The following is a 20688-nucleotide window of genomic DNA, read 5'->3' on the forward strand; positions in this document are numbered from 1 at the left end:
TTTCCCCTTTCAATCACTTTAATCTAAATTTCTCACTTCAAATGGTAAAAGTGTTTGTTCAATCTGTTTTCTATTTGGTTCATATCGCTCTGGTAACTTTAATTCCTCACCCATCGTCTCTAACGATTCGTCATGAGCAAAACCAGGAGGATCTGTTGCAATCTCAAATAAAATTTCCCCGTGTTCTCTAAAATAAATTGCATTAAAATAATTTCGATCTTGTACAGGAGTTACACCGTACCCAAAGCGAGATACATGTTCTCTCCAATCTAGTTGATCAGCATCGTCGCTCGCTCTCCAAGCAATATGATGAACTGTACCAACGCCCATCTGACCGCGTCCGATTGTTGATAATTTTAAATCAATAATATTTCCAATATCAGCAGAAGAACGGAATCGAACAAATTCACCCTCTTCTCCAATTTTCTCAAGACCCATAACGTGCTCTAACAATTCAGCTGTTTTTTGAGGTTGTGCAGATAAAAGAACAGCACCGCCAAATCCTTTAATTGCTACTTCTGGCGTAACTTCTCCAAAAGTCCAATTATTTAATTCGCCTTCTTCTCTTTCAACTAATTCTATATGCAAACCATGTGGATCATCAAATTCTAAATATTGCTCCCCAAATCGAGTCATCTTTGTATATGAAACATCAAACTTTTCTAGTCTATTTTCCCAAAACTCCATTGCACCTTTTGGTACAACATATGAAGTAATGCCTACTTGACCGTCTCCAATAATTCCTTGGCGAGCACCTGCCCATGGGAAAAACGTAATAATTGTTCCAGGTTTTCCTCCTTGATTACCAAAATAAAGATGGTACGTACCTGGATCATCAAAATTCACTGTTTGTTTCACTAAACGTAATCCTAATACACCAGCATAAAAGTCTACATTTTCTTGTGGATGCCCTACAATTGCTGTAATATGATGAATCCCCATTGTTTTCTTTTCCATTTCTGCCACTCCTTTTTTATTTCATTATAAAAATTTGTTTTACATTCAAATTCATTATTCATTTTGTCCATACTGCAAAGTAAAATCCGCTATTATAATTTTATCTCGAATTCGAGATAATTCACAAAAAAATATTTGTTCGATTTATAATCATAATAAGTCTTTATTTAGAATACGATTTATCTCGAACTCAAGATTTATTATAAGTTACTTATTTTTCATTGTCAATCAGTTCCTTATTTAAATTATTGTTCTCTTGATTAACTTTATTATCGAATAAAAAAGTCATACAAATGTATGACTTTTAACACATATATTTTATCTCCTATTTACTATAGGGAACAATTCTGACAGCGGTACAATTCCTCCTCTTTCATCCTTAAATATAATATGCTCCCTCGTTAAATGGCGCGGGCTTTTCACCCCCGCTGCTGCCGCTAATGAAAACAGACTATATCTCATACTAATAATGTAATTCATCACTCGCCATTTCTTCTCATACGGATCTAACGCTTTTTGGTAGTGCGGATTCGTCGTTGCAACCCCAGATGGACACTGTCCGGAATTACATTGAAGCGCCATAATACAGCCGCTCGCCATCATAAATCCGCGGGCTGAATTTACAGCATCCGCTCCAATTGCTAAAGCAATTGCCACCTTATCCGGTGTTATTAACTTCCCAGAAGCAAACACTTTGAATTTATCACGGACACTATAATGATTCACTGTATCAATAAATGTAAGTAATGCTGGAATAAGCGGCAGTCCCACACTATCTGCCATCGATTTATACGTTGCCCCTGATCCGCCTTCTGAACCGTCTATTGTAATAAAATCTGGGTAAATGTTTAATTCTTTCATTGTTTTTATTAAATCTTCCAAAGGCTCCTGCTGACCAATTACAATTTTCATCCCGACTGGTTTACCACCACTTTCTTGCAACTGCTGAATAAAAGAAAGTGTATCCACTGCATTATTTAAAAATGAAAATCGATTCGGCGAATTAATTGTCTCTCCTTCTCGTACATTCCGAACAGAGGCAATTTTCTCATTTACTTTTTGTCCCTCTAGATGACCACCACGTATTTTCGCACCTTGCCCAAATTTTAATTCGAATGCCTTGATATTATTTTCTTTCGCTTTCTCCATAAATTTCTCCATTGAAAAATTGCCATTCTCATCACGGTATCCAAATAATCCAGGGCCAATTTGTGCAACGATATTCGCACCTGTATGTAAATGTTCTGGAATTACACCACCTTCTCCAGTATTAATCCACGATCCGCCTGCCATTTTCGCACCAAAACCGCTCGCTAAAATATAATTCTCTCCAATCGCACCGTAAGATGTCGCTGATGCTCCAAACATTCCATGTAATTCCCATTGGTATTTGCGATTTTCACCGACTATAATTGCATCGTCATCTTCATATAACCAAAGATTTGTTGTATCCGCTGTCAATTTCTCTCTTCTTGAAAATAACCCTTCTTTATGAATCACATATTTTTTCCCCTCACGTTCTTGCCTAAGATTCACACTTAATTCACCTGTTAAAATTGGAAACAATGTATTCGCAATATAATAGCCCGATGCATCAAAATCTCGTTTCGATCCAAAACCAAGTATTTCAGAACGATATTTCGCTAAAAACATAACACTTTGAAAATCGTAACGTGAAAAAGGTTTTCCATCCGTATCATGATCAAACCAATATTGCCGAAATTCCGGCCCTATCTTTTCAAGTAAATAGCGCATTCTCCCTAAATATGGATGAAGTTTTAATATAGAGTGATGCGTTCTTTTTTTTATAAAAAATGTAATAATAAAAAATACGATTAAAAGCAACATCAAAAAAAGCAATATACTAATAATAACGAGTAGCGTTTCACTCATCCCGCTTCCCCCTATGAAATTCCATAATAAAAGGAGAACACTTTATATGTTCTCCTTTTATCTTTATTCACACTAATGTAGCAAGATGCTCTTTCGCGTCATATTCAACTAAACTTTCAGCATGTTTAATTCGATGAACAAAATCTGGATTAGCGATTAATGGTCTTCCGAATGCCGCTACATCAATCGTTCCTTCTTGCAACGCTTCTTCAGCCTCTTTCGGATTTAAATTACCAACTCCAACAATCGTACCATCCCAATATTTTCTTACTAATTGATGAAAATTTTTGCCATCAGCAATCACTTGCGTATAATTCATCGTTGAAGGGTGAATCATCGTTAATCCAACTTCTTTGAACATATTTACAAACGTTTCAATTGCAAGTTCTGGATTTTCCCACATATAAGTAGGATTATCACCTTTGAAAGCAGAGAAGCGCAGAAGTGTTTTATCAGCTCCAACTGCTTCTATTACAGCCTCAGTTACTTCTTTCATAAATGTTAACCTTTTCTTTAAATCGCCGCCATATTTATCTGTTCGCTTATTCGCAAATTCATAAGTAAATTGATCTATTAAATATCCGTGCGCACCGTGAATCTCTACACCATCGAATCCTGCTTCAATCGCATTTTTCGCTGCTTGTGCGTATTGACCAATAACCTCTTTTATTTCTTCTATTGTCATTGCTTCTGGTGTATCAAACGGTTTACGGAAACGCGGAACATTTCCCTCTGCAGCGATTGCTGACGGTGCTTGTGGTAATTGACCGCCAATTATTTCGTGATGGCTCATACGTCCAACATGCCATATTTGAGCAATAATAGTCCCGCCTTCTTTATGTACTGCTTCCGTAACAGGTTTCCAAGAATCTATTTGTGCTTGTGTATACATACCTGGTACCCCTGGGTTCCCTTTTGCTCTTGGGCTAATGACAATTCCTTCTGTAATAATTAACCCAATGCTATCAGCAGCACGCTTGCGATAATACTCAACTACGTCAGCACCAACTACACCCGTTTCACTGTCTGCAAAGCATCTCGTCATCGGTGCCATCGCTATGCGATTACGAAGAGACCAAGACCCAATTTGTATCGGATTAAATAACTTCGTTTCTTCAACGTTTTCAAAAGTTCCACCAGCGTTTATATTCGTTCCTTCATAAATACTTGCGGTTTTATTATTTGAACTTGTCATTTTTCTTCCCCCTAAAAAATTCTTACTATAATTGCATCATACTTACTTTTAAATAGTAGCGTCAATTTATACGACTTTGCCATGAAACATTCGAATATCAAAAAAATAGAATGCTCTAAATAAAATTAAAAAGGTTTCCTTAGTAGGAAACCTTTTTAGTTGACCATATATGGCTATCAATTCGTCTATCTCCTTAACATAAAGAATCCCTTATCAATAGAAGTGAAAATGGTTCCGTATTCTTCTAAAAATAATAACTCATATACCTAAAACAATGAAAGCCCTACCTCTCTTTCATCCTTACGGCTCCTCGTCCGTGCCAGTGTGAATCAGGATTGCAAAAATCAAGTAACTATTTTATCGAAGTATTGAATTAAACTTCGAACATTCGTAAAAGAAATTTAAAATAAAAATGGATTTGATTGTAGTAATAACAAAAGAGGTTAATGCTTTAAAAGTGGTTTGAAAGAGTTGAATGTCTTTGAAATGATTAATTGCCTATAATTATGTTCCCAAAAAATTCAAGATCTTTTTTGGGATGCAATACATTATTTGTAATGAACCTTAACAAAAGCTTTTTATTTGATTCTCTGTGATACCTTCAATTAATCCAAGTTCACTAATCAAAAATTCATGTGCGTTATCTAACATTTTCTTTTCGCTTGCATTAAGTGCTTTTTCTTTCTGTATACGCATTAAATCACGCACAACTTCAGCACCTTCTTGCATTTTACCCGTTTTTATTTTATCAGTGTTCACTTTATATCTTTGTTTCCACGTAAGTAATCTATCTGATTCCCCATGCTGAAAAATATCTATTATGTGTATTAATGCCGTGATATCCGTAACTGGTCGTATATTTGAATTCAATATTTTCCCTTCAGGAATCATTATTTCCATATTATTAGCCGACATTTTTATAACATAATATTGTTGTTTTTTTCCTGCGATTTCTTTCTCTTCTATGGCTTTAATTATACCTGCTCCCTGCATTGGATACACAATGTTATCGCCAATTTGAAACAAATAATCCACCTCCATATATGGTAACCTTCTCAAGTTTAACATATATTCATTTTTTTAGCAAAATTTTTATTTTATCATAAAATTATTTCCTGTGTCAATTCATTCAAAACAATTTAATTAATCCACAAAATAACACTGCAAAACCGCAATTCCTCCAACTTTTTCATATACACCCATTTTAATTTTACAAACCTCTTACAATACAAAAACACATTACTACAATATAAGTAGTAATGTGTTTTTATAAGACATAGCTAAAAATTCACTTTTAATTTCCAACCTATATACTAACTTGCTTACGAATCGTTTCTCGCGCTAAAAGAAAACTCATAATTACTTGCGCAGCTACTCTGCTCGTCATATCCCTGAAATCAAGAGTTGGATCAATTTCTACTATATCCATCCCTTGCACGAGGGGTTCTTTGCCAAGAAATTCAATCGCATCAAGTAAAGTTGAGCTATCCATTCCTCCAGGGCCAATTGCTGGACAACCTGGCGCGAATGCTTGATCTAGTACATCCATATCAAGAGAAATGTAAATAGAAGTCACACCTTGTTTTCTTAATACTTCAATGCTTTCTGTCATAATATCTTTTATTTCTCTCTCTCGTACATCTTTCATTGTATACACTGTCACACCGTGCTCTTTTGCATATTCATGGTACGCACGTGCATTAGAAAAATTACGAATTCCAATTTGAACGAGTTGTTTTCCTGTAATGACACCATTTTCTAGTAAACTACGGAACGGTGTACCATTTGATGGACCACCATCATCTAAATTACGCAAATCATGATGAGCATCAAATTGAATAATACCGACCTTTCCTTTACTATTTGCAAATCCTGTTATACTCGGAAAACTAATCGAATGGTCCCCGCCAAGAACGATTGGTATCATGTTCGGATTTACTTTCGTTAGATGCCCAACTGTTTTCGCAATTCGGTTATGACTTTCTTTTATATCTGTCACATGCATTGTAATATCACCGCAATCATATAAGACACTTTCTTTCATATCGTGTTCTTCTGTAATTGCATACGTGCTATATGCATCTAACATCGCACGAATTGTTTTTGGAGCAAAACTTGCTCCTGAATGACTAATAGATGGTTTAGAGAGGGGTGCTCCAATTAAGGCAGCACTGAATATTTCCACGCCTTCCTCCCAATCTTTAATCATCTCACTCCATTTCGTCACTTCACGATCAATAAACTTTGCATTTTTCTTTAAATAGTGGCCGTGCTCCACGATTGTTCACCTCTTGTATATGCGATATTACCATTCTTCCATACTGTATTCACATGACTTACGCCGTAATGATACGGTACGTAAGCATAATTGTAAGCATCCCATAAAACCAAATCTGCCTTGCGACCAATTCTAATTTTCCCAGCTACATCGCCTCGATTAATGGCATAAGAAGAGTTAACGGTTACGGCATTCCAAACTTCTTCTGGTGTCATTTTCAGCTTCAGCATTGCGATGCTCATAATAAGCTGAATGTTTTCAGTTGGACAGCTACCTGGGTTAAAGTCTGTAGCTAACGCAACTGCAACACCTTCATCAATCATTTTACGACCGCGAGCAAAGCTTTCTTTATTTAAATAGAAAGTTGTTCCTGGTAATAGCGTTGCTACTGTATTAGAGTTTGCAAGCATTTCAATTCCTTTATCAGAAGCGCCAACTAAATGGTCCGCTGATGCTGCACCAATTTCAGCTGCTGCTTCCGCACCACCAAGAGGGTCGATTTCATCTGCATGAATTTTCACGTCAAAGCCAAGTTCTTTCGCTTTTAATAAAAACTCTTTTGATTCTTCTACAGAGAACACACCTGTTTCGCAGAAAATATCAACGAATTCCGCTAATTGCTTCTCTTTCATTTCTGGCAGTAGGTCTAGCATCCATTGTAAAAATTCTTTTGATCTTCCTTTATACTCTTTCGGAACTGCATGGGCACCTAAAAATGTTGAAACTAAATCGATTGGGTGCTCTTTTTGTAATTGTGCAGTTGCCTCTAATTGTTTCCATTCCGTCTCATCATCTAATCCGTAACCACTCTTCGCTTCTACAGTTGTCACACCGAAAGATAGCATACGGTCTAAATGGAATTTCGCTTTTTGAACAAGTTCTTCTTTCGATGCTTGTTTCGTTGCATTTACAGTCGAAAGAATGCCTCCACCTTGTTCTAAAATTTCTAAGTACGGAACTCCTTGTAATTTTAGCGCGATTTCATTTTCACGAGATCCACCAAATACAAGATGAGTATGCGGGTCAACAAGACCAGGAGAAACCATTTTACCGCCGCAATCAATAACTTCTTTCGCTTGTATTCCTTTTGCTTCTTCCGCTGTTCCAACGAAAGTGATTACGCCATTTTCAATTCCAACCACACCGTTTTCAATAACAGGAAGCGTGTTCATCGCTTCCCGTCTTAACAAGCCATCTTCTTGATCCATTGTTAGTAATTGACCGATATTTATTAGTAAAGTGTCCAGCATGTTTTCTCCTCCTTATTTCATCATTGGAATGTTAACGCCTTTTTCTTTCGCTGTTTCAACAGCTAAGTCATATCCAGCATCTACGTGACGAACAACACCCATTCCAGGGTCAGAAGTTAATACGCGCTCAATACGTTTTGCTGCCGCTTCTGTTCCATCTGCAACGATAACCATTCCAGCGTGAAGTGAATACCCCATGCCAACGCCACCACCGTGGTGAACAGATACCCAGCTTGCACCGTTTACACTATTAATTAATGCATTTAAAATTGGCCAATCTGCTACTGCATCACTACCGTCTTTCATAGATTCCGTTTCACGGTTTGGAGATGCTACTGATCCGCAATCTAAATGGTCACGGCCGATAACGATCGGTGCTGATAATTCACCATTCGCCACCATTTCATTAATAATGCGGCCAAACTTCGCACGCTCACCGTAACCTAACCAACAAATACGTGATGGAAGTCCTTGGAACTCAACTTGTTGACGTGCCATACGAATCCAGTTACATAAATGTTCATTATCAGCGAACTCACGTAAAATTACTTCGTCTGTTTTATAAATATCTTCTGGATCACCAGAAAGTGCTACCCAGCGGAATGGTCCCTTTCCTTCACAGAATAATGGACGAATAAATGCTGGAACGAATCCTGGGAAATCGAAAGCATTTTTCAAACCTTCATCAAAAGCAACTTGGCGAATGTTATTTCCATAATCAAATGTAATTGCGCCTTTTTCTTGCATCGCAAGCATTGCTTCCACATGTTTTGTCATGCTTTCTTTTGATAATTGTACGTAACGTTCTGGATCTTCTTCACGAAGTTTTGCTGCTTCTTCTAATGTGTAGCCTACTGGAATATAACCGTTTAGTGGATCATGAGCAGATGTTTGATCCGTAACTAAATCTGGCGTAATATTACGCTTCACTAGTTCTGGTAAAATCTCCGCTGCATTTCCTAATAAGCCAATAGAAATCGGTTCTTTCTTCTCTTTATACTCGTTCGCAACAGTTAATGCTTCTTCTAATGATTCTGTATACATGTCACAATATCTCTTTTCAATACGACGATCGATGCTGCGCTTATCAACATCAATAGCAATTACAACACCGCCGTTCATCGTTACAGCAAGAGGTTGTGCACCACCCATCCCACCTAAACCGGCAGTAAGTGTTAATGTACCTTTTAATGAACCACCGAAATGTTGACGAGCCGCTTCACCAAACGTTTCATATGTTCCTTGTAAAATACCTTGTGTCCCAATGTAAATCCAGCTACCTGCTGTCATTTGTCCGTACATCATAAGACCTTTTTTCTCTAGTTCACGGAAGTGATCCCAGTTCGCCCACTTCGGTACTAAGTTTGAGTTCGCTAACAGTACGCGAGGTGCATCTTCATGTGATTTAAAAATGGCAACTGGTTTTCCTGATTGAACAAGTAATGTTTCATCGCTTTCTAACGTTTTTAATGAATCTACAATCGCCTGATAGCTTTCCCAGTTACGAGCCGCACGGCCAATTCCGCCATATACAACTAATTCTTCTGGCTTTTCAGCAACTTCAGGATCTAAATTGTTCATTAACATACGAAGTGCAGCTTCTTGAACCCACCCTTTCGTTTGTAACTCCGTACCTCTTGGCGCGCGAATTGTTTGTTTTACTTTTTCCATTTCAATCTCTCCCTTTTCTCATTTTATAGTGCTGCGTTTACATCTAATCTTTCTTTTATCGAATCATTCGTTTTTAACCAATGCGTAATATTTTCAATATCTGTTGAGAATATACGGTCATTTGTAATAGAAGGTACTTGCTGACGGCCTTGATGGTAGAAGCTCTTCGTCACTGTACTCATGTTTTCAATTCCGCGATATTCCGCTGCTTGCATCGCACAAATCATCTCAATTGAAAGAACACGTCTTACATTTTGAATAATTTGATGTGCATGGCGTGAAGCGATTGTTCCCATACTTACGTGATCTTCTTGGTTAGCTGATGACGGGATTGAATCAACACTCGCCGGATGTGCTAACGTTTTATTTTCAGAAACAAGTGAAGCAGCTGCGTATTGCATAATCATTGCACCAGACTGCAGTCCTGGTTCTGGACTTAAAAATGGAGGTAAATCATTTAATTGCGGATTTACTAAACGCTCAATACGACGCTCTGAAATATTTGCAAGTTCCGCCATTCCTACTTTTAAGAAGTCCATCGCAAACGCAATCGGTTGACCATGGAAATTACCACCCGAAATTACTTTTTCTCCGCCATCAAAGATAAGTGGATTATCTGTTGCTGCATTCATTTCAATTTCTAATTTTTCTTTCACATAATTTAAAACTTGCCAAGAAGCACCGTGTACTTGCGGGATACAGCGAAGTGAATATGCATCCTGTACACGTAGTTCTCCTTGTTTTGTTGTTAACTTACTATCTTGAAGGATGTCACGAATCCTGCTCGCGACTTCCACTTGCTCTTTATAACCACGTGCTTTATGAACATTTTCATCAAATGCATCAATAATGCCTTGTAATCCTTCAATTGTCATCGAAGCAATTAATTCCGCTTGATATGCAGTTGCTTCTGCTTCTATATAAGAAAGAACTCCTTGCGCTGTCATCGCCTGCGTACCATTGATTAATGCAAGCCCTTCTTTCGCTTCAAGTTCAATCGGTTCAAGACCTTCTTCTGTAAGAGCAACCATCGCATGAACGCGTTTCCCCTTATAGAACACTTCACCTTCGCCTAATAATACAAGCGCAAGATGAGATAAAGGTGCTAAGTCTCCACTCGCACCAAGTGAACCTTGTTGCGGAACGACTGGGTGAATTTTGCGATTTACAAACTCAAGAAGCATATTTACAACAAGCGGTCTAACGCCAGATACTCCTTTAAGCATCGTGTTCGCTCGTAAAATTAACATACCGCGAGATACTTCTTCCGGGAATGGATCACCTATCCCGCATGCATGTGACTGAATTAAATTATGTTGAAGTGCCTTTACATCCTCTTTTTGAATAAGCACATCACTAAACTTTCCAAATCCAGTTGTAATACCGTAAACAACTTTTCCGTCTTCTACGATTTTCTCAACTACTTCGCGGCACTCCGCCACCTTTTGCATACTAGTTGGGCAAGCTGTTACACCTTCCCCTTCAAGTAATAACTTCTTCATTTCTTCAACTGTCAATGTATGTCCTGTTAACGTAATCATTCTTTTTTCCTCCTTAAAAAGGCAAAAGGGGACCTTATCTTTTTAAGACAGACTTCTGTCCTAAAAAGTAAGGCCCCCTTCTAACTAATAGACTATGGGCAAATCATATGTGATTAATTCCTAAACCAATCGCCTCATGCTCAGATCCTTTTACAGGTGCACCAATTGTTCCATAAAGTGCAACAGCAACCCATTCGCCTTCTTTTTTTCCGTCGTATGGTGTACCGCGCACAATTGCAAAACGAAGTCCTACTGTACGAAGAACGTCTGCTAACTGAATTTGACCTCTCGTCACTCCGTACAAAGCTTCCATTATTGCATGATAAAGTGCATGTGTTTCTCTGTAAACATCCGTTTCAATAACTCGGTTGCTTTTAGCCGCTGTTTCCATTGCCGCTACGACCTTTTGCGAATTCATAGAACCCACTTTCCCTGTACAATATTTCCAACCTTTTGGAATAGATAATACAGGGCTTTCATTCTCATCCGCAAGTGCCAACAGCATGGCCATACGACCAATTCGATGTGTTCCTTGAAGAAGCATGTGACTCTCTCATTTCTTTTAATTATTTGAATATTTCTTAATTTAAGAATAAATGAAAACGGTTAAATCGTCAATAGTTTAAACTCATATTCAAACATTTTTTCACCTCCCCTAATTTTGTGTACACAAATTATTTACAAAAAATTTCCAGGCATGCTATATTTTCACTAACAGATGAAAAGATGCGAGTTTTCAGTGGCGAAACGAAAAGATATTCATTTTCGAATTGAAGAAAATTTACTTGAAAGGTTTGAAGCAGCACTCCATTACGAAGGCTTAAAGAAGACAGATGTATTAACACATGCGATTCAGCAATTTTGCACGAAGGTGGAATCCGAAAAAATGAATGATGTAAAACGCCAATACAGCGTCAGCAACCATTTACAAACACGTATCCATACGCATAAACGTTTCGAAGAGAAACAAGTGAATTTAGATGAAGTCGTCCTTGAACATTTACAACTTCAAGGAAAAGAAAACATATTAGAAGTTGGGTGCGCGAGCGGAAAATTCCTTTCCCTTTTACAAACTAACGGTCATAAAGGCCAATTAACCGGATTTGATCAATCGAAAGCCATGCTTTCTGAAGCCGCTAAAAAAAGTACTAGAATTGAATGAAAACAGGGTGATGCTAGTAAACTTCCATTCGAAGATAATTGTTATGACTGGATAATCGCAAGACATATGTTATACCACGTGAAAGATGTAAAAAGAACCATTCAAGACTTTTATAAAGTCATTCGTCCTGGCGGTACACTTTTAGCTACAACAAATTCTAACGTTTCATTACCTCGTATAGTTGAAATGTGTAACAAGATGTTAGCCGCATTTGATTTACCGCAAACTTCAGCAGCGGTTGCTCCATTTTGTTTAGAAAATGGTAAGGAGATATTACAATCTGTTTTTCCAACTGTTGCAGAAACAGTTATTCATAATGCACTCGTTTTTCATCACGCTACTCCGATCGTAAACTATATTTCTAGCATGTTCCCATCACTGAATATACCAGACAATATGTATCTTCACGCCGAAATGAAGGAATGGCTACAAAAAGAAATAGAAAATGAATTATCACTTCATAACGGTATATGGCATGATCCGAAAACGGTAGCGATTTATCGATGTAAAAAAGAAAAAAGCTAGCAAATGCTAGCTTTTACACGTTTTCTCATAAAAGTTTCTCCATCACTACATTGCCTTTACCACAATAAAAATTTGTATTATGTTCGTCTGCTACTCCAAAATAAGAAGCAATCGCTATTCCGAATGGTACAAATGCATGCCCTTGTGCTGTAATGATATTTGAGTGCTGCACAACTTCTTTATACACGAAATTTTCTACTGGAAAACAATCGAATCTTTTATAATCTATGGTCGCTGTATAAGATCCCCCTTTCAATAAGCCTGCCTTTGCCAATGCATACGGTCCAGCACAAATTGCTGCCACTAATTTTTCCTGTTCATAAAATTGCTGAATGATTGAAAAAAGAGGTTTTGCATCTTTCAACTGTACTTCTTCTCCACCTGGAATAAGTATCCCCTCATACTCATCTACACGCACTTCACTTAATTCTATATGCGGCTGCACTTGCAACCCCGTTTCACTTATAACCAGTTCCTTAGTTAAACCTGCTGTAATGATTTCATATTTATTTTTCAGCAATGCCGTTGCTACCGTTATTTCAAACTCCGCAAATGTTGGGTATACGAATAATAATATTTTCTTCATAGCCCTCTCTCCTTTAGCCATCGTATAAAATATGCTTCTAATTCGTCCACTGATAATGCATTCGTGTCCACATAAGTTACAGGAAATTGTTTATACCATTCTTTTTCAGTTTCTACTAATTTAAGTTGTTCTTCAAATGTACTTCGGTTTCTTACCCTATCATTATTTTTTCTATCATATACATTCTCTTTCGAAACGTCTAAATAAAAAATTGCATCCGAACGGCATTTTCTTAGTTCACATAAATCATCTTGCAATTCTGTTTCTATATCCCACTCTTTTCCTATTAATTTCGGATAAAAAAGTGTATAGAACTCAATATCTTCTGGCCCACGATCAAAAATCACCGTTGATTCCTGGATATTTTGAAACTCTTTTATTTTTGCTTCAATGAACATTTTTTGATTTGTTATAAAACCATCTTTTGAATTCATATCTAAATTTAATTCTTTTCGCCTTTCTACAATTCGATATGGATTTTCATATATAACCGATAACCCATGTTGCTCTAGCCTTTTAGCTACTGTTGTTTTCCCACTTGCCATCGGTCCTTGTAGTGAAATTACATATGCCATCCCACTCATTCCCTTTCCATATAATATATTGATAATATACAGAATTTTGAAAACTATCAACAAAATATATATCATCTTGTTTCTTATTCTTATGTAACTTATAATAAAAGATAGAGATTATGACGAACGCAAAAATAATGTAAGCTTGGAAATCCAAGCTTACATTATTTTTTGCTTTCCCTTTTCTAATAAAAAGAGTATACTAGATTAGAACGTATGTTCTTAACGATTACATACAGTAAGGAGATAGAACAATGGTATACGACACAAAAGCAATTTCTTGGAATGAATCTTTAAAACAACTTCAACGCCGCTATACAAACAAACAAGTTGACCGAAAAGAATTTGAAGATATTGAACTAATGGAATTCTTCCGCGATAACGACTACATTTCTTTACCTACACATATAAGCGGCCTATCAACAGCACGTTTTACTTCTTACTCTATTTTCACAACTGAAGATAAAGATCGTAAAGTTGGCACACTTATTATTGAGTATGTTGAAGACGATAATAATAATTTATGTGTTGAACAACTATACTTTGTTTAAATGATTACGCTTGGTCAAAATGACCAAGCGTTCTTGCTTTCTATGAATCTCAATGTTTATAATATGAATAAAAGAAAATCGAAATCATTTAAGGGGGGGATATACTTGCTCGAAGGATGGTTCAGTTGGTTCATTGTATTATGGACTGTCATTTTATTAGGACTTATGTCTATCGGTGGATACTTTATGTTCAGAAAATTTTTAAAACGATTACCAAAAGAAGATGGTATGTCCATTTTAGATTGGGAAGAACACTACATAAATAAAACGAGACATTTATGGGCTGACGAACAAAAACAATTGCTAGAAGAGCTTGTAAGTCCTGTTCCAGAACTATTTCGCGACGTTGCCAAATCCAAAATCGCTGGTAAAATTGGAGAACTTGCATTACAAGAAAATGCCTCTCAAATTACACAAGACTTAATTATTAAAGGATATATTATTGCCACACCAAAGCGTGATCATAAATTTTTAGTAAAAAAGCTACAAGAAAAAGAGATTGATTATTCAAACTACAAGTCTTTACTCGCAAAATAACTTCACATTATTTTCGATAAAAAAGACAGCGCCTTTGACGCTGTCTTTTTTATTTTATACATATACAGTTTTAAGTTAGCTTCATATCTTTTTCATTATAAAAACCATCTTCTTTTTCCATTTCCTTCTGTAATTTCGTAAAGGAACGGTACATCGCAATTCTCCACGATACAATCATCGCAAACGCAAGTAAGAAGAACATGCCGCTAAGTTGTCCTAAATCAAGAGATTGACTTAAGTATGTTTTAAATACAATCCGTACTACAAGTAATCCAATTAATATAAAAACAAATGCTTTTGAACGCTTCAAGTAAATCTCTTGTCCTCTAATTTCAAATTTAGATGTTTTAATAAGAAAAATAGAGAAAATCAAACCAACACCAATTGCTTCTAACATTTCTGCTGGAGTTAATCGAAATTCAGGAAAAACATACATCAATGCTCCCGTACTCATAAAAAATGGCGGAAGTATAATTTTTTTCAATGTTGCAGGTTTCTTAGCTGCTTTTAAACGAATAAACATCGCACCGACAGCCATACAAACAGCAACGATACTTGATAAAAGAACTATGTTCATATTTTCTCATCCTTTTTTGTGGCTATATGCAAAATATACTTTCATTATATGCTTTTCCGTTAGTATTTCCAACATTTTCACAGAATAATACTAAAAACCGGTAAAACCACCAAATAAACTTGAGAAATATACGATAATTTTCGTCATCCAATTAAAGTATAAGAAGATACCCATGACAATCATAATGTATCCTCCGACTTTCATAAAGGCCATACTATTTCTTTTAATCCAAGACATTTTCGTAATAAAGAATGAAAGTACGAAAAATGGGATAGCAAATCCAAGTATGTAAGCAATCATATAAATCATTGCTGATTCTGGGTTTGTTGCTGCTAATCCAATTACGGACACTAAAATAGGTCCAGTACATGGCGTCCATCCTGCAGCAAAGGCCAATCCAATTAGAACTGATCCAAAATAGCCACTCGGACGATTTTTAAATGTAAATTTACGATCTTGCATTAAAAACTTCGGCTTAAATACCCCAACAATAATAAGACCGAACACGATGATAAATATACCACCTAGCTGTCTAATTAAATCTTTATAATCTGTAAAGATTCCTCCGATAAAACTTGTACCAAATCCAATTGCAATAAATATAATTGAAAATCCAAGTAAGAAAAACGCTGTATGTATCATACTTCTTTTGCGAAGCATTGCATTTTCTTCTTTCAATTCAGAAACCGACATACCTGTTATGTACGATAAAAATGCCGGATAAAGCGGTAAGCAACATGGGGAAATAAATGATAAGAACCCAGCGCCAAACGCTAAAAAAATACTAATATCTTGCATAATTCCACTCCTCTCCTTACATATTGTAGCAAAAACACATAAAAATACTATGAACAATTCGTGAACTCACTTTTACAACGTGGTAATAAGAAAAACCACTCTTTCTCACAGTTTCTAATAAAACGTTTTCATTTCCTTCTATTATATAGAAAAATCTCAATTGGATTAGGAAACTCCTTTAATTGTTATTAACATAACAAAGGTAACATAGTTTCTCAAATGATTATCACGTATACGTACGTTTATATACATATTGATTTAAAAAATATTTTTTTCAAATGCTGTCTTTATACAATACAAAGCTGATTTTACAATACTTTTATAATTAACAATTTCAAGATTATGCATAAATATCATACTTTTATTATTATTCTATAAAATGTCGCACTTTTCTTTTATTTGACCCTACATTTTTAATTTTGTATACTTCCCTCTAGATATATTTTCGTTACGGAACAACTTCACATAGATGGGAGGAATTTTTCATGCTTCGTTATTCTCTTTTAGTTTTATTAGGAGCGTGTAGTTATGGAATTTTAGCTATTTTTGTTAAACTTGCATATGCAGAAGGATTTTCACTTGGAGAGGTAATTGGCAGCCAATATTTGTTCGGTTGGATTATTTTGCTCGCTATTACACTTCTATTTTCTAGACACCGCGTTCCATTAAAACAAGCATTAATTTTATTCGTTGCAGGAACATCTGCAAGTTTTACTGGAATTTTTTATTATGCTTCATTAAAAACTGTACCAGCTTCTATCGCAATTATTCTTTTGTTCCAATTCGTTTGGGTCGGTATTATTATTGAAGCTATTGTAACAAAAACATTACCTTCAAGAGAAAAAGTTATTTCGGTTATTTTCTTACTTGTAGGTACATTTTTATCAAGTGGTTTACTGGAAAAATCGGCAGGTACTTTCGATACAACAGGAATCATTTTAGGGCTATTATCTGCAATTACATTTGCAACATACATTTTTGTGAGCGGAAAAGTTGCTGTTGAAGTACCTTCATTACCACGTGGTGTCCTGTTAATGGCTGGAGCTTTAACTTTAGTTATGATCGTATTCCCACCAACATTTATTATGAACGGTGCCATTTCTCAAGGACTTTGGAAATACGGCTTAGGATTAGGAATATTTAGTATCGTTATTCCGTCTATTGCCTTTACAATTGGTATTCCAAAAATCGGTTCTGGCTTAGCGACTATTCTTGGTGCAGCAGAGCTACCAGTTACAACAATTATGTCTGTATTCGTTTTAAAAGAAGCTGTACTATCTTCACAGTGGGTAGGTGTATCACTTATTTTAATCGGTATTGCAATTCCGCAAATTGCATATGCAATGCGTGGACGTTATCAAAAACATCATACACATAAAAAAGTGGCAGCATAAAGTGAAACTTTAATCAGTGGGGATTTTGTTCATCCCCACTGATTATTAACTCACACCAGTCGGGCATTAACGAGAGAGGATTTTCATTTGAGAATCCTCTCTTTTATTGTTGTATACTTATAGTAAATACTTCGCTTAAGAAAGAGGGCATAATACGTGGCATCTATTCCAAATCAACTAGCAGAAAAACTTATTTCCATTCGCCGACATTTACATGAATATCCAGAACTATCATATGAAGAGTTTGAAACAACAAAAGCGATACAAAATTGGTTAGAAGAAGCAAATATTACTATTATTGATTCCAATTTAAAAACAGGAATTATCGCTGAAATTTCTGGTAATCAAAATGGTCCAATTATAGCAATTCGTGCTGATATTGATGCCCTTCCTATTCAAGAAGAAACAAACTTACCATACACTTCAAAAATTCAAGGTAAAATGCATGCTTGCGGACATGATTTTCATACAGCAGCTATTTTAGGTACAGCTTTCTTATTAAAAGAAAAGGAATCTTCCCTAAATGGAACGGTTCGCTTTATATTCCAACCAGCTGAAGAAAGTAGCAATGGTGCTTGCAAAGTTATTGAAGCTGGACATTTACATGATGTGCAAGCTATTTTCGGTATGCATAATAAACCTGATTTACCAGTAGGTACAATTGGCATTAAAGATGGCCCACTGATGGCTGGAGTAGATCGATTTGAAATTGAAATTCAAGGTGTCGGGACGCACGCAGCTGTACCAGATGCTGGTGTTGATCCTATCGTCGCATCCTCTCAAATTGTTATGGCACTACAAACAATTGTAAGCCGAAATATTAGCTCTTCACATAATGCCGTTGTAAGTGTTACAAACATTCATTCAGGAAATACGTGGAACGTTATTCCTGAAAAAGCAACATTAGAAGGAACAGTTCGTACATTCCAAAATGAAACACGAGAAAAGATACCAGCTTTAATGGAACGTATTATTAAAGGAGTTTCTGATGCATTAGGCGTAAAAACAGAATTCCATTTTTATTCAGGTCCTCCTGCTGTTCATAACGATACATCTCTAACCGACTTATCTACTCAAGTTGCCGAAAAAATGAATTTAAATATTATTTCTCCTAACCCATCAATGGCCGGAGAAGACTTCTCCTTTTACCAACAAGAAATACCAGGTTCATTCGTCTTTATGGGAACGAGCGGTACACATGAGTGGCATCATCCTTCTTTTACAATTGATGAACGAGCACTCCCTATAAGTGCAAAATACTTTGCTGTGCTAGCTGAAAAAGCTCTTAAACAATTCTCATAGAAAAAAGCCGTTAAGGGGTATTTAACGGCTTTTCTTATTAAGTTAAATCGCGTTTTAAAAATACTGTATAGGAAATACTTAAAAATACAAATAAATACAGCAATAACATACATGAAGCAAATGGGAAGGTTACTCCTTCAATAAAACTTCCATTCTTGGCAATACCGTATAAATCTGTGTTTGCCGGCAATAAATATTTCACCCAATTATATCTAGTTGCTGCTAGTAACGCAATATTTCCTGATAAAGCAAGAAACAGTGAAATACCGATCGCGCCCCCACTAGATCTTGTTAACACAGAAATCATAAATGCAAACGCTGCGTACACAAGAGTTGGCAACCACGATAAAATGTAATATTTACTTACTTCCACAAAAATATTTTGTTTTATAATATTTCCATCTTGAAAAATAAATTCACTCCATGCAGGCTGTTGGAATTTATAAATAACAAGTCCACTTAAAGCGGAGAAAATCATATTAAGTATAAACAATAAAGCTGCAAATATAACGATTGCTAAAAATTTTGCTGTTAAAATTTTAAATCGACTCGCCGGACGGATTGTTAAAAATTTATATGTTCCCCAGCTATATTCATTCGCAAAAATTGTACTTGCATACACGAGGATAAATGGAAGCAAAATTGGAAATACGATAAAACCTGTATCTCTCATGAAAGAAAGTGGAGAACTGCTTGCTGGTGCTATATCCGTATCTAAATGCTTCATTTTAAGCTGATATTCCTTTACAAGCTCGTCCCCCGACCTTTCTGCTAAAATAGCTTCTTTTTTCATACCAAGCTTTTTCTCAATTTCTACCGTACGTTCTGTATAATCTGCTTTCCAACCCTTTGTTTCTGGTTCTAAATACTTTACCGTAACCCATCCTAATCCAATTATTAATACTGCAATAACCGCAAAAGGAATAATCGTTCTTTTACGCTTAAATATTTTATACAGCTCGTTATACACTAAATTAAACAATATCTTTTCCCCCTGTTAATTCTAAAAATTGCTCTTCTAACGTTTTTCTTTCTTCATATACACGATAAACTTGAATATTTTTCTCAAGCAAAGTACGAATAACATTTGGGATTTCTTCATCTTTTACATTGATAAGTAGATCATTACCTTTTATTACAACATCACATCCTAACATTTCCGCTGCTTTATTTGCATCATCTACACGTATACGGATCGTCTCCATCTCTTCACTATGACTATGCTGAATATTTTGCGTCGCTACATATTCTCCGTGTTGAATAATAATAACTCTGTCACACATTAATTCAACTTCTGAAAGTAAGTGACTAGATACAAGTACTGCTTTTCCTTGTTCATGTGCAATTTTCTTTATGTACATTCTCATTTCATGTATTCCACTTGGGTCTAGTCCATTCGTTGGTTCATCTAGTACCAATACATCTGGATTATGAATAAGCGCCTGAGCAATCCCTAAACGTTGTCTCATACCGAGTGAATATGCTTTTACTTTACGGTCAATTACTTGTCCCATTCCTAACAATTTCACTACTTCATCGATACGTTCTTCTGTCACATTCCCATTCATTCGGCCGAAATATGTTAAATTTTCGTAGCCGCTCAAAAAAGGATAAAATTCCGGTGTCTCAATTACTGCACCAATTTTCGCAGCAGTTTTTTCAAATTGCTGTTTTACAGATTGACCATCAATCCATACTTCACCTTCTGTCATACGGATCATACCGACCATCATTCTCATTAAAGTCGTTTTTCCAGCACCATTTGGTCCTAGCAGGCCAACAACTTCACCTTTTTTAACTTCGAAACTAATATTTTCTACAAGTGTCTTTGAACCGATTCGCTTCGTTAACCGCTCAACTTTTACAATTGATTGTTCATTTGTCATTCTATACAAC

Annotated in this window: 20 protein-coding genes and 1 pseudogene; 5 read left to right on the forward strand and 16 right to left on the reverse strand. The window is 36.0% G+C overall.

Features of this window, described 5'->3' with window-relative positions; translation table 11 throughout:
- Positions 1-18 precede the first annotated feature (18 nt).
- From JDS95_RS02250 to hutP, 9 genes are all read right to left on the reverse strand, one after another.
- Positions 19-957, reverse strand: coding sequence for a ring-cleaving dioxygenase (locus tag JDS95_RS02250; protein ID WP_000412751.1), 939 nt, complete (start codon positions 955-957; stop codon positions 19-21).
- Between the two features lie 318 nt (positions 958-1275).
- Positions 1276-2850: an FMN-binding glutamate synthase family protein gene (locus tag JDS95_RS02255; RefSeq protein ID WP_000005153.1), complete on the reverse strand. Its 1575-nt coding sequence runs from the start codon at positions 2848-2850 to the stop codon at positions 1276-1278.
- A gap of 67 nt (positions 2851-2917) precedes the next feature.
- Positions 2918-4045 (reverse strand): alkene reductase, encoded by a 1128-nt coding sequence (locus JDS95_RS02260; protein ID WP_000204424.1) that lies wholly within the window; start codon positions 4043-4045, stop codon positions 2918-2920.
- 564 nt (positions 4046-4609) lie between these two features.
- Positions 4610-5071, reverse strand: coding sequence for a CarD family transcriptional regulator (locus JDS95_RS02265; RefSeq protein ID WP_000486323.1), 462 nt, complete (start codon positions 5069-5071; stop codon positions 4610-4612).
- Between the two features lie 280 nt (positions 5072-5351).
- Positions 5352-6323: a formimidoylglutamase gene (hutG, locus tag JDS95_RS02270; protein WP_000399860.1), complete on the reverse strand. Its 972-nt coding sequence runs from the start codon at positions 6321-6323 to the stop codon at positions 5352-5354.
- Positions 6302-7573, reverse strand: a complete 1272-nt coding sequence (hutI, locus tag JDS95_RS02275; RefSeq protein ID WP_085450461.1) for an imidazolonepropionase — start codon at positions 7571-7573, stop codon at positions 6302-6304. The genes hutG and hutI overlap by 22 nt, the downstream gene beginning before the upstream one ends.
- 12 nt (positions 7574-7585) lie before the next feature.
- On the reverse strand, positions 7586-9244 hold the full coding sequence (gene hutU / locus JDS95_RS02280) for a urocanate hydratase (RefSeq protein WP_000416716.1): 1659 nt from the start codon (positions 9242-9244) through the stop codon (positions 7586-7588).
- Positions 9245-9267: 23 nt separating this feature from the next.
- The gene (hutH, locus tag JDS95_RS02285; RefSeq protein WP_000631858.1) at positions 9268-10785 is read right to left on the reverse strand and encodes a histidine ammonia-lyase; all 1518 of its coding nucleotides are present in this window, start codon (positions 10783-10785) and stop codon (positions 9268-9270) included.
- Positions 10786-10888: 103 nt separating this feature from the next.
- Complete coding sequence (gene hutP, locus JDS95_RS02290; RefSeq protein ID WP_000926519.1) at positions 10889-11329, reverse strand: hut operon transcriptional regulator HutP; 441 nt, start codon at positions 11327-11329, stop codon at positions 10889-10891.
- A 195-nt stretch (positions 11330-11524) separates the two neighbouring features.
- Here hutP and JDS95_RS02295 point away from each other — a divergent pair.
- A pseudogene (locus JDS95_RS02295) lies at positions 11525-12472 on the forward strand (class I SAM-dependent methyltransferase).
- A gap of 25 nt (positions 12473-12497) precedes the next feature.
- On the opposite strand, the gene JDS95_RS02300 reads toward JDS95_RS02295, so the two are convergent.
- Both JDS95_RS02300 and JDS95_RS02305 read right to left on the reverse strand, forming a co-directional pair.
- Positions 12498-13058: a DJ-1/PfpI family protein gene (locus JDS95_RS02300; RefSeq protein ID WP_000722206.1), complete on the reverse strand. Its 561-nt coding sequence runs from the start codon at positions 13056-13058 to the stop codon at positions 12498-12500.
- A complete protein-coding gene (locus tag JDS95_RS02305; RefSeq protein ID WP_002044465.1) occupies positions 13055-13642 on the reverse strand; it encodes an AAA family ATPase in 588 nt (195 codons plus the stop codon). Before JDS95_RS02305 ends, JDS95_RS02300 begins: the two co-directional genes overlap by 4 nt.
- Before the next feature lie 245 nt (positions 13643-13887).
- Between JDS95_RS02305 and JDS95_RS02310 the strand changes: the two genes are divergently transcribed.
- Both JDS95_RS02310 and JDS95_RS02315 read left to right on the forward strand, forming a co-directional pair.
- Positions 13888-14184, forward strand: a complete 297-nt coding sequence (locus JDS95_RS02310; protein WP_000262403.1) for a hypothetical protein — start codon at positions 13888-13890, stop codon at positions 14182-14184.
- A 105-nt stretch (positions 14185-14289) separates the two neighbouring features.
- Positions 14290-14721 (forward strand): DUF2621 domain-containing protein, encoded by a 432-nt coding sequence (locus JDS95_RS02315; protein ID WP_000889376.1) that lies wholly within the window; start codon positions 14290-14292, stop codon positions 14719-14721.
- A gap of 70 nt (positions 14722-14791) precedes the next feature.
- Here JDS95_RS02315 and JDS95_RS02320 read toward each other — a convergent pair whose 3' ends face one another.
- The 3 genes from JDS95_RS02320 to JDS95_RS31785 all read right to left on the reverse strand — a co-directional run bounded on the left by JDS95_RS02320 (position 14792) and on the right by JDS95_RS31785 (position 16262).
- Positions 14792-15298, reverse strand: a complete 507-nt coding sequence (locus JDS95_RS02320) for a CcdC family protein (protein ID WP_001028440.1) — start codon at positions 15296-15298, stop codon at positions 14792-14794.
- A 90-nt stretch (positions 15299-15388) separates the two neighbouring features.
- Positions 15389-16096 (reverse strand): cytochrome c-type biogenesis protein CcdA, encoded by a 708-nt coding sequence (gene ccdA / locus JDS95_RS02325; protein ID WP_001152675.1) that lies wholly within the window; start codon positions 16094-16096, stop codon positions 15389-15391.
- Positions 16097-16112: 16 nt separating this feature from the next.
- A complete protein-coding gene (locus tag JDS95_RS31785; protein WP_073990665.1) occupies positions 16113-16262 on the reverse strand; it encodes a peptidase T in 150 nt (49 codons plus the stop codon).
- Between the two features lie 319 nt (positions 16263-16581).
- Here JDS95_RS31785 and JDS95_RS02330 point away from each other — a divergent pair, with 319 nt between their 5' ends.
- Positions 16582-17490: an EamA family transporter gene (locus tag JDS95_RS02330; protein WP_000947023.1), complete on the forward strand. Its 909-nt coding sequence runs from the start codon at positions 16582-16584 to the stop codon at positions 17488-17490.
- A 156-nt stretch (positions 17491-17646) separates the two neighbouring features.
- Positions 17647-18792: a M20 peptidase aminoacylase family protein gene (locus JDS95_RS02335; protein WP_000146705.1), complete on the forward strand. Its 1146-nt coding sequence runs from the start codon at positions 17647-17649 to the stop codon at positions 18790-18792.
- A gap of 37 nt (positions 18793-18829) precedes the next feature.
- On the opposite strand, the gene JDS95_RS02340 is transcribed toward JDS95_RS02335, so the two are convergent.
- On the reverse strand, positions 18830-19774 hold the full coding sequence (locus JDS95_RS02340; protein ID WP_000482779.1) for an ABC transporter permease: 945 nt from the start codon (positions 19772-19774) through the stop codon (positions 18830-18832).
- Positions 19767-20678: an ABC transporter ATP-binding protein gene (locus tag JDS95_RS02345; protein ID WP_000180635.1), complete on the reverse strand. Its 912-nt coding sequence runs from the start codon at positions 20676-20678 to the stop codon at positions 19767-19769. The genes JDS95_RS02340 and JDS95_RS02345 overlap by 8 nt, the downstream gene beginning before the upstream one ends.
- Positions 20679-20688 lie beyond the last annotated feature (10 nt).

Origin of the sequence: Bacillus cereus group sp. N24 (assembly GCF_016483345.1) — a bacterium.
In the GTDB taxonomy this organism is placed as follows: Bacteria; Bacillota; Bacilli; order Bacillales; family Bacillaceae_G; genus Bacillus_A; species Bacillus_A toyonensis.